The sequence below is a fragment of the Campylobacter sp. BCW_4321 genome (genome assembly GCF_001763075.1).
Lineage (GTDB): Bacteria > Campylobacterota > Campylobacteria > Campylobacterales > Campylobacteraceae > Campylobacter_D > Campylobacter_D jejuni.
In genome coordinates, this window is sequence record NZ_MJYA01000004.1 from 1 (window position 1) to 3,280 (window position 3,280).

Annotated in this window: 3 protein-coding genes; 2 read left to right on the top strand and 1 reads right to left on the bottom strand. The window is 28.1% G+C overall.

The features are described 5' to 3' along the window. Positions 1-243: 243 nt before the first annotated feature. Positions 244-414 (bottom strand): hypothetical protein, encoded by a 171-nt coding sequence (locus AJN58_RS10025; RefSeq protein WP_002807115.1) that lies wholly within the window; start codon positions 412-414, stop codon positions 244-246. Between the two features lie 235 nt (positions 415-649). Between AJN58_RS10025 and AJN58_RS00785 the strand changes: the two genes are divergently transcribed. Both AJN58_RS00785 and AJN58_RS00790 read left to right on the top strand, forming a co-directional pair. Further along, positions 650-1,042 carry a hypothetical protein gene (locus tag AJN58_RS00785; RefSeq protein ID WP_070291910.1) on the top strand — a complete coding sequence of 131 codons (393 nt, stop codon included), beginning with the start codon at positions 650-652 and terminating at the stop codon, positions 1,040-1,042. Between the two features lie 1,237 nt (positions 1,043-2,279). Continuing rightward, positions 2,280-3,280, top strand: a 1,001-nt coding sequence (locus tag AJN58_RS00790; RefSeq protein ID WP_070291912.1) for a DUF3825 domain-containing protein, incomplete at its 3' end; no start/stop codon positions are given.

Here is a 3,280-nt window from a genome sequence, read left to right on the forward strand (position 1 = left end):
GTTTAAGCAATGGCATTTTTATACCTACCCTAAAGCAAAGAATGCCTATTTTTAGGGACTTTATAGCACAACTTATTGCGATTTGTCTTTTTTTAAAAATTGCACCTAAAAAATTTTTGTACCTACCATACATTAACTTCGTTAATAATATTGCCATTTTTATACCTACCCTAAAGTATTTTTAGCCTTTGAAATAGAAAAGTCTTCTTCTCGCCCTTTATCACCTCATTTATCCCCCCTTCTTTATCCGCTACATTTCATTGAATAATTTTCATCATTTATCCCCTCATTTATCACCCCCTTTATACCCCATCTCCCATTCCTCCCTATCTTGCATTCTACGCATTCAAATCTCATCTTAACGCTATCCTTAACACAAATCCTTATAGCCTTTATACTCATTCTTTCTCTCATTTATCACCTCATTTATTCCCTCATTTATTGCCTTATTTATTGCCTCATTCTTTCTCATTTACTCCCTATCTTTGCCATTTTTTAAACATATTTCTAGCATAAACTTTCCCTGATATATAAAAATACTCATTTCATACCCAAGTTAAATAAAAATACGGTATAATTTCATAAAGCACTAAAACCACAGAAGAAAACTTATGTCTAAAACTAATACACGCCCAAGCGAAAAAACAAAATGCACAAAGCCATAGAAACTTGGTTTACCAAAATCTACATAAGCAAAATAATCCACAAAGAGAAAAACGATAAATTATTTATCAATATAACTAGCTGTCTAGCATTCATACTCTCAATCTATGGCAAAACAGATGAAAACAAAAGCAAAATGACACCTGCTGTTATAGCTTATATCAAAAAAACAAAAAACACTTTTATTGCCAAACTAAAAAGAGTTAAAAACCATGAGAGCATTATCGATTTACAAGCCAAATACCCAAAGCTTGATATAGTTTCAGCCTATCAATTCCTAACCCTCAAAGATAAATTCAAAATTACCAAATCAGAAATCCAAGATTTTGAAACACTAATCGATATTCTTTCAAAAAACGCCCAAAAATCAAAAAAATAACCCTAAAACGATAAAAACATTAAAAAAATCATTTTAGCCTTTTAAAGGCTAATTCTGTCATTTTAAACCCTATATCCATTCAAGATACCCACTTGCAATCAAAAAAACACAAAAAAACCTACAAAAATCGCAACACAAAACAAAAACCACAGCCCATTTCAAAACTGCAAAGCATTTTTGAAAATTCGCAAGAACTTCTAAAATAAGCCCTAGCTCTCATATTATCGCTATAAATCAAGCACAATCAAAAATACACGCCATGAAGAAAATTTTGCAGTTTTTAGCTCTAAAGTCTATTTTTGCCAAAAATCTTACACAATAACTCGATTATCAACAATGCTTAAAAACCTACAAAATAGATATTTTAAAAGCTTTTTACAAATCGCAAAATGTCGGTAAAACATTAGCATAATTTGCCTACAACAATAAGATTTAAACGCCTATATTTAGGCTATATTATTGCATTATGCCCATTGGCTCAACTTTTTACATTTTTTTCAAAAAAAGCAAAAGAACCTAAAAATAAGGGTTTTAACATAATAAGCCCTAAATATTGATATTTTATTTTTTATTACACTTTTTAGTATATTTTTTCAACAATAAAAATTAAATTAATATTAAAAACCCTATAAAATAGTATTTTAAACAAACTCTTTTTTGTAGTTAAGTTGTAATAAAGTTACACTCAAGTTATAGTAAAAATAACATTAACTACATATTAACTACACTTTTACTTCAAAAAACATGCAAATTTTCACATTTTTGTAGTTAAAGTGTAGTGAAAGTGTAATAAAGTTGAACTCAAATTGTAGTTAAGTTGAAAATAATTGTAATAAAGTTGAATTCAAGTTGTAATTATGTTGTAGTTAAGTTGTAGTTAAGTTGAAAATAAAATGCAGTTTATCAAGTAGCGTTTTTTTGCACTCAAGTTGTAGTTATGTTGTAGTAAAAGTGTAGTTAAGTTGAAATAAAAATTTACATAAACATAAACTATACTTGAAGTAAAGTTGTATTAATGTGTATCACATATTGAAATAAAATTACATATTGCTTGAAAACAACTTGTAATATATGTATTTTATTTAGTTGATTTGCAATTAACTCGCAACAACTTATATTTTAACTCCAACAGGAAAAGTAATAGGCACTCCTATTGAAGGAGCGGTTGATTCTGACATACTTTTTGGACTATTGAAAGGTTTAGAAGATTATAAGAAAGGACAATTAGGTTTTTAGCGTGGAAAAAAACATAGAAAAATTAATTTTAGAAGCCTATGAAGATAGTAAAACTAAATTTGACCATGTTACTACAGGACATATCAGTCAATATTTGAAAAGAAAATATGATTTAAAAATCAATTGTAGTAAGGCATTAATAGAAGCAGGTTTTGATCTTGAAAAAGATGAAAACAAACCTTCTTTAGTTTATGTTAAAAAAGCTACCACAAGAAACAAGACTTCAAATCGTGATCAAATTCAAAACAAAGTTGAAGAGAAACCTTTGTTGTTTCAATTTGCCTATTTTCCAAATTTTCTAAATACACTCCAAGAGCTTTCTAATATAGCTCAAAAAGAATTTTGGGGAAATGGAAATAATATTTTATTTTCTTATCTATTTAAATATTTTGAGTTCATTTACGAAAATAAAAGCTATCCTGATATTATTACTTATAATAAAGACAAAACAAAGGCATGTTTCAATACAGGTTTGTATAGTACAGGTGTTTTTCCAATATTTGCATGCTTTGAAAAGCAGGAAAATGGAGGATATATTTTTAGAAAATTTTGTTCTAATGGAGATAGAGTTTTAGATGATTTAGAAATACCTAAATCTTTAAGCGATTATGATACATTCAAAAATGAAATCATTTTTGACAGTAAATTGGATTTTAGGGTAAATCATTTGCATCTTTTTGAGAGAAAAGAGCGATTACCTGAAATTGTGAAAAAACTAAATGATAGGTTCATAGGACACATTATTAATGGTGAATTGAAAATCATCAAAGATAATTATAATCTTCAAAAGATGATTATTCCTGCAGCTTATAAGCAAAGAGTAGTTTTATACATTCCTTTGAAACTTCAAGAAGAATCAGTTGATACGATAGTTGTAGTTGAAAAAGAAGAGGTAAAAAACGAACAGTATTACGCCGTGAGAACTATACTAAATCCGCATGATAATATTTACAAAACCGCAAGAGTTCTTTCAATAGTTGAATCTGAATGGGTAAAAAACAC

Excerpts from the sequence above, each read along its gene's own strand:
- AJN58_RS10025 (WP_002807115.1), bottom strand. The coding sequence starts at position 414 with ATGAGAGAAAGAATGAGTATAAAGGCTATAAGGATTTGTGTTAAGGAT.
- AJN58_RS00785 (WP_070291910.1), top strand. The coding sequence starts at position 650 with ATGCACAAAGCCATAGAAACTTGGTTTACCAAAATCTACATAAGCAAA.